Raw genomic sequence first — 6,877 nt, 5'->3', positions numbered from 1 at the left:
AATTGCAGCCTTGGGATATTGCAGCGGGCTTGTTGCTGGTGCTCGAGGCAGGCGGGTTCATCGCGCCAATCCGCGAAGGCAGCGATATTCTGGAACGCGGAGAGGTTATTGCAGCCAATTCCGGCGTTTTCGACAATTTCGCCCGTCTGCTGCGCAAGCGGCCGGAGTGATCTGACCCTGACGGCGCCTGACGGGCTGGAATGATTGGCCTGTTGCGGTCATTGGTGCCTGGATAGGGCCGCGCTATCGGCGGGCCGGGGTCTGCCGGTCCGACATTTTTTGAATGCGCTTTATGCAGGCGGCATACTCCGGCGTTAAAGGCTTGAAATGCCATCAGGGGAATCGGCAGGCCGCGGGACGGCCCGCCAATGGCGCGGCGGCCTACGGCCTTGTCCCGCGCCTTGGGCTTTTCCTCAACGTCCCATTTCAGCCTTTCCCACCCGCAAACCGCACAAGCCCGCCTGATCGCGACAGGCGCTAGTTTGTTATTTCCGCATGTTTTTATGCGCAAAACCGGTTTTCACTTTAGCGCAATACGCTCTAGCGCAACCGCTTGAACAGGCGCATCTGCTCATAAAGCGATTCCATACGTTCCAGCCGCTCGCTGGTATCGGACCAGTTGCGTTCCTGAATCCGCGCCAGCATCGCCTCGACAATGGCGACAAGTGGCACCACCGTATCCCATGCGGATGGCACCTCGATGTGACTGGCAAGGATGTGGCGCGCGACACTGGCCGCTGGCGACACCCATCTGTCGGTCAGCAGGACAACCTCGACCCCCTGTTCGCTGGCCAGTTCGGCAAGCTGCATCACCGACGGTTCATACCGGCGTATGTCGAACACCACCAGCACGTCACGTTCCGTCATGTCCAGCAGCGCGGGCGGCCATGTATTGGGCAGGCTGGACAGCAACGACACATCTGCCCGCATCACTTTCAGCGCGGTGGCGAAATATTCCGCAATCGACCGCGTCAAACGCCCGCCGACCATATGCACAGGCCGCGTCCGGTCCGACAGGATTCGCGCCACATCATCGAAGCTGACCAGATCCTGCTGGCGCAGCGTTGTATTCACATTGTCGATCACGCTTTGGCCAAATCGGTTCAGAATATGATCCTGCGCGCCCGCCCCTGCCCATTTTTCGTGCTTTGATATGGGCGAGGCCAGTCTTTCGCCCAGATCCTCATGCAGTTGTGCGCGGAATTCGGGGTACCCCGAAAACCCCAGCTTGCGCACCAGTCGCACCACTGTCGGCCCCGACACTTCGGCCGCGCGGGCAACGTCCGATACGCTGCCCAGCACCGAAACCGGAAAATTCCCAAGCATATAGGCCGCAAGCTGGCGTTCGGCACGCGTCATATCCGGCATTGCCGCGCGCAACCGCGCCTCCAATGTGTCGACGGGTTTCATTCCTGCCCCCCCTTGGTTTGAAAGAACCGCAAACAAGTTTGTAATGCTTGTTACAAAAAAACAATGCAAGAAAAAGTCTTGACGAAATAAGCCATGATGCGGCAGGCTTCGGGTATTCTTTGCTTCATGGACAGGGTGATGCCAGAACTGGATTTCGCAACACGCACCTATGCGATGCCACAGGCTGCGGGCCCGGACTGGTCCGGCACGTCCGAGGTATGGACCAGCCTTGATGCGCCCTTGTCCGATGATCAGGCGCCGCAGGTTTTGTTGATTTGCGAACATGCCTCGAATGCAGTTGCCCCGCCATGGGCAGATTTCGACAATGACCCTGCACAAATGGCCGCACATGTGGCCAGTGACCCCGGCGCGCTGGGGCTGGCACGCGCATTGGGGCCATTGCTGGGGCAGATGACCGGCGCGGCAGAACTGGTGCACGCGCCCCTGTCGCGGCTGGTTTACGACCTGAACCGCAGCCCCGACCGCATGGACGCCATGCCCGCACAGTCCGAAGCCTTCCAGATCACGCAGAATCAGGGGCTGGATACCGGCCAGCGCATGGCGCGCATGCAAGCGCTGTATCTGCCGTTTCACAACCATGTCCGCGCGCGCATCGCGCGCGCCCTGCTGCTGGGCACACGCCCCTGCATTGTGACGATACATTCCTTCACGCCCACATGGCATGGCCAGCCCCGCGATGTGGAATTCGGAATCATCCATGATGATGCCCCCGAACTGGCACTGGCCATTGCCGCAGCGGCCGCGCCGACAGGGCTGGTGACGCGCCTGAACGAACCATACAGCGCCGCAGACCACGTCACCCATACGCTGCGCCTGCACGCCCTGCCCTATTTCCTGCCCAATGCCATGCTTGAATTGCGCAATGACCTGATTGCCACCCCCGAACAGCAGGCCGAGATTGCCGCCCGTCTGGCCCCCGTTATTGCCGGTGCAATCGCCAGTGTAATGGAACGCCCATGCCCGTAATCCTGATCACCTATGTCCGCTGGGTCGAGGCGCTGAACTACCGTGTGGGCCGTCTGGCCATGTGGGGGTTGTTTGCATTGATGGCGGTGCTGATGTGGGGGGCCATTGCGCGCGCGGGCTTCACCCCGCAAATCTGGACGGACGAGATGGCGCAATTCCTTCTGCTTGGGTATTTCATGCTGGGGGGCGCCTATTCGTTGCAAATGGGGTCTGCGGTGCGAATGGACCTGTTATATTCGCGCTGGTCGGACCGCACCAAGGCCATGGTCGATGCGATCACCATCTTCACGCTGCTGGTCTATCTGGGCGTGTTGCTGTGGGGCGGAATTGAAAGCACGCAATATGCGCTGGAATATGGCGAACGCCGCCGCGGATTGTGGCGGCCCTATATGGCGCCGATCAAGATTGTCATGTGCGTGGGCATTGTGCTGATGATCCTGCAATGCACGGCGTTTCTGATCCGTGATATCGCCAAACTCAGGGGCAAGGACATCTGATGTCATATGAAATGATTGCAGCCCTGATGTTCGGGTCGATGCTGGTGGTAATGCTGACCGGCCAGCGCATGTTCGGCGTCATTGGCTTCGTTGCGGTGGTGGCGGCGGTCTGGCTATGGGGCGACCGGGGCGGGCATGATCTGGCCTTCGCGCAGACCATCAAGCTGATGAACTGGTTTCCGTTGATGACATTGCCGATGTTCATTTTCATGGGCTATGTGCTGTCGGAAAGCAAACTGGCCGATGACCTGTACCGCATGTTCCATGTCTGGTTCGGCCCTGTGCCGGGGGGGCTGGCGATTGGCACGATTGTATTGATGGTGCTGATTTCAGCCATGAACGGGCTAAGCGTGGCGGGCATGGCAATCGGGGCCACAATCGCGCTGCCGGAATTGCTGAAACGCAATTACGACAAGCGCATGGTCACAGGCGTTATTCAGGCGGGATCGAGCCTTGGGATTCTGGTGCCGCCATCGGTGGTGCTGGTGCTGTATGCCATGATCGCACGCCAGCCGGTGGGGCAGTTGTGGATGGCGGGCCTGCTGCCGGGGCTGATGCTGGCCACGCTGTTCATCATCTATATCTGGATACGTTGCAAGATTAACCCCGCCCTTGGCCCGACCATCGACCCTGACGAACTGGCCCGCGTGACCCGTTCGGAAAAATACCGCCTTCTGCTGGCCGGTCTGATGCCGCTGGGCATTTTCGCGGTGATGATGGTGCCGTTCGTGCTGGGCTACACGCGGCTGGTCGAAAGTTCGGTCGTGGGGGCCGTGGCCGCGCTGGCAGTGTCAGTGGCCAAGGGCCGCATGAACTGGGACGTGCTGGAACGCTGCACCCGCAAGACACTGGCCATTTCATGCATGTTCTTGTGGATCATCCTTGCCGCACTGGCCTTCGGGGCCGTGTTCGACGGGCTGCGTGCCGTGGATTTCGTGCGCGCGCTGTTTATGGAAAACCTTGGCCTCGGGCGTTGGGAAATCCTGATCCTGATGCAGATTTCCTTTATTCTGATGGGCATGTTTCTGGATGACACGGCCATGCTGGTCATTGTCGCGCCACTCTATGTGCCGATTGTCCGCATGCTGGAATTCGACCTGATCTGGTATGGGGTACTCTATACCATCACATGCCAGATCGCCTATATGACGCCGCCTTTCGGGTATAACCTGTTCCTGATGCGGGCCATGGCCCCGAAGGAAGTGTCGCTGATTGATATCTACCGCTCCATTGTGCCCTTTGTGGGGGTGATGGTCATAGGCCTTGCGCTGGTGATGATCTTTCCACAGATCGCGCTGTGGCTGCCCGGTGTGGTATTTCCCTGAACCCCGACAGAAGGCGCGGATAACGCGCCCGACCAACTGAAACCCAAGACAGGAAGGAAGACCCCATGACAACGACAAGACGGAAATTTCTGACCACCAGCGCCCTTGGCGGCGCGGCAACACTGGCCGCCCCCGCAGTGCGCGCGCAATCCACCATCCGCTGGCGGTTGCAAACCTATGCGGGTGCGGCGCTTGGCGCACAGGTGGCAAAGCCTGCCATCGACATGTTCAACGCCATCGCGGGCGATGAAATGCAGATTGACCTGTTCTATGCCGACCAGCTTGTGCCCACGGAAGAACTGTTCCAGGCCATGCAGCGCGGCACAATCGATGCGGTTCAATCGGATGATGACAGCATGGCAAGCCCCACCGAAGTCACCGTGTTCGGCGGCTATTTCCCCTTTGCCAGCCGCTACTCTCTGGACGTGCCCGCATTGTTCAATGACTGGGGCCTGAATGAAATCTGGGCCGAGGAATACGAGAAGGTGGGCATCAAGCATATTTCCGCCGGATCATGGGACCCGTGCCATTTCATCACCTCCTCGCCCATCACCTCGCTGGGTGATCTTGAGGGCAAGCGGGTCTTTACCTTCCCCACAGCGGGACGGTTCCTGTCGCAATTCGGCGTGGTGCCCGTCAGCGTGCCATGGGAAGACGTGGAAATCGCGTTGCAAACCCGCGAGATTGACGGCGTGGCCTGGTGCGGGATCACGGAAGCCTATGAGGTGGGCTGGGCTGATATTTGCAGCCACTTCCTGACCAACAATATCTCTGGCGCTTGGATCGGGCATTTCTTTGCCAATATGGACCGCTGGAACGAATTGCCCGAACATTTGCGCAACCTGATGGCAACCTGTTTCGAGCAGTCGCATTACTACCGCCAGCACTGGTATTGGGCAGGCGAGGCGCGGCTGCGCACCGAAGGCACGAAACTGGAACTGACATCGATTCCCGATGCGGAATGGGCCGGCGTTGAAGGGGCCGCGCGCGATTTCTGGGAAGAGATCGCAGCGGAATCCGACACCAAGCGCCGCGTGGTCGAGGTGTTCCGCGCCTATAATGCGGCAATGGACAAAGCAGGCCGCCCCTATCGCTACAGCTAGGGCTGGTTTGACCGGCAAAGGGCGGGGGGCTGTCTGCCCCCCGCACCCCCCGAGGATATTTTCACCAGAATGAAAACGGGTAAACCCGCGCGTGCTGGATGTGGTAGGAGGACAGGCTTATGGGCGCTGAAATGACATTGCAGGATCTGCAAAAAGCGTTTGATGCAGGCGAGATTGATACAGTGTTGGTCGCAGCCCCCGACATGCAGGGCCGGCTGATGGGCAAGCGGTTTCATGCCGCGCATTTTCTGGCATCGGGCTATGAGGAGACGCATTGTTGCAATTACCTGCTGGCCACCGATATGGAGATGCTGACCGTCGAAGGGTATGAGTCGACAAGCTGGGCCAAGGGGTATGGCGATTACACCATGAAACCCGATCTGGCGACACTGCGCCCCCTGCCCTGGCTGGAGGGGACGGCGCTGGTGCTGTGTGATCTGGTGGACCACCACACCCATGAGGAAATCAGCATTTCGCCGCGCGCCATTCTGAAACGCCAGATCGCGCGGGCGCAGGCGCTGGGCTATGTGGCGATGGCCGCAACGGAGCTGGAATTCTATATTTTCGAGCAGAGCTATGAGGCATTGCGCGATGCGGGCACAGAGCGGCTGACGCCGATCTCGGCCTATAACGAGGATTACCACCTGTTCCAGACCACCAAGGAAGAGCCGCTGATGCGGGCGCTGCGCAATGGTCTGTATGGGGCGGGCATTCCGGTGGAGAATTCCAAGGGCGAGGCGGAGGCAGGTCAGGCAGAAATCAATATCCGCTATGCCGATATGCTGACCACCGCCGATTATCATGTGATTACCAAGCAGGCGACGAAGGAAATCGCGCATGGCCTGGGCAAGTCCGTGACCTTTATGGCCAAATATGACCACCGGCGCGCGGGATCGTCCAGCCATGTGCACCAATCCCTATGGACGCCGGAGGGGGCTGCCGCCTTCATGGACCGCGATGCCGAATATGGCATGTCGGCGCTGATGCGCCAGTATATGGCGGGGCAACTGGCCCATGCCCGCGAGATCACGGCCTTTCTGGCGCCGAATGTGAACAGCTACAAGCGGTTCTGCACGGGTATGTTTGCCCCCACCAAGGCGGTGTGGTCGCTGGACAACCGCACAGCCGGTTTCCGTGTGTGCGGCGATGGCAGCAAGGCGGTGCGCGTGGAATGCCGTATCGGGGGCGCGGATCTGAACCCCTATCTGGCCTGTGCGGCGCTGTTGGCGGCGGGGCTTGCGGGGATCGAGCAGGGTATGGCGCTGGAGCCGGAATTGCGCGGTGATATGTATGGCGCCCGCGAGGCGCGCGAGATCCCCAAGACCCTGCGCGAGGCAGCCGACCTGCTGGAGGGATCGGAGATGTTGCGCGCGGCCTTCGGGGATGAGGTGGTGGCGCATTACACCCATGCCGCGCGCTGGGAGATTGCAGAACATGACCGCGTGGTGACCGATTGGGAACGCAGGCGGTTGCTGGAACGGGGCTGAGCGCACGGGCGGTGCGCGCGCGCCCTTTGCATTGAGTATTTTTGGCAAGATGAAGCCCGAAGGCCCCA

General features: G+C 60.1%; 7 protein-coding genes. 6 read left to right on the top strand and 1 reads right to left on the bottom strand.

Annotated elements, in window-relative coordinates; translation table 11 throughout:
* The first annotated feature begins 2 nt into the window (after window positions 1-2).
* Window positions 3-170, top strand: a complete 168-nt coding sequence (locus ACTIE1_RS07150; RefSeq protein ID WP_439563317.1) for an inositol monophosphatase family protein — start codon at window positions 3-5, stop codon at window positions 168-170.
* Between the two features lie 370 nt (window positions 171-540).
* On the opposite strand, the gene ACTIE1_RS07145 is transcribed toward ACTIE1_RS07150, so the two are convergent.
* Window positions 541-1,410 (bottom strand): MurR/RpiR family transcriptional regulator, encoded by an 870-nt coding sequence (locus ACTIE1_RS07145; RefSeq protein ID WP_439560939.1) that lies wholly within the window; start codon window positions 1,408-1,410, stop codon window positions 541-543.
* A 138-nt stretch (window positions 1,411-1,548) separates the two neighbouring features.
* Here ACTIE1_RS07145 and ACTIE1_RS07140 point away from each other — a divergent pair, with 138 nt between their 5' ends.
* From ACTIE1_RS07140 to ACTIE1_RS07120, 5 genes are all read left to right on the top strand, one after another.
* Window positions 1,549-2,397 carry an N-formylglutamate amidohydrolase gene (locus ACTIE1_RS07140; RefSeq protein ID WP_439560940.1) on the top strand — a complete coding sequence of 283 codons (849 nt, stop codon included), beginning with the start codon at window positions 1,549-1,551 and terminating at the stop codon, window positions 2,395-2,397.
* Window positions 2,388-2,894: a TRAP transporter small permease subunit gene (locus ACTIE1_RS07135; RefSeq protein ID WP_439560941.1), complete on the top strand. Its 507-nt coding sequence runs from the start codon at window positions 2,388-2,390 to the stop codon at window positions 2,892-2,894. Before ACTIE1_RS07140 ends, ACTIE1_RS07135 begins: the two co-directional genes overlap by 10 nt.
* The gene (locus tag ACTIE1_RS07130; protein WP_439560942.1) at window positions 2,894-4,219 is read left to right on the top strand and encodes a TRAP transporter large permease; all 1,326 of its coding nucleotides are present in this window, start codon (window positions 2,894-2,896) and stop codon (window positions 4,217-4,219) included. The genes ACTIE1_RS07135 and ACTIE1_RS07130 overlap by 1 nt, the downstream gene beginning before the upstream one ends.
* A gap of 65 nt (window positions 4,220-4,284) precedes the next feature.
* Window positions 4,285-5,322: a TRAP transporter substrate-binding protein gene (locus ACTIE1_RS07125; RefSeq protein WP_439560943.1), complete on the top strand. Its 1,038-nt coding sequence runs from the start codon at window positions 4,285-4,287 to the stop codon at window positions 5,320-5,322.
* A 119-nt stretch (window positions 5,323-5,441) separates the two neighbouring features.
* Complete coding sequence (locus tag ACTIE1_RS07120; protein WP_439560944.1) at window positions 5,442-6,809, top strand: glutamine synthetase family protein; 1,368 nt, start codon at window positions 5,442-5,444, stop codon at window positions 6,807-6,809.
* The last annotated feature ends 68 nt before the right edge of the window (window positions 6,810-6,877 follow it).

Source organism: Roseinatronobacter sp., assembly GCF_051859525.1.
Classification (GTDB): Bacteria; Pseudomonadota; Alphaproteobacteria; order Rhodobacterales; family Rhodobacteraceae; genus Roseinatronobacter.
This window is presented reverse-complemented; position numbering and strand designations above follow the sequence as displayed.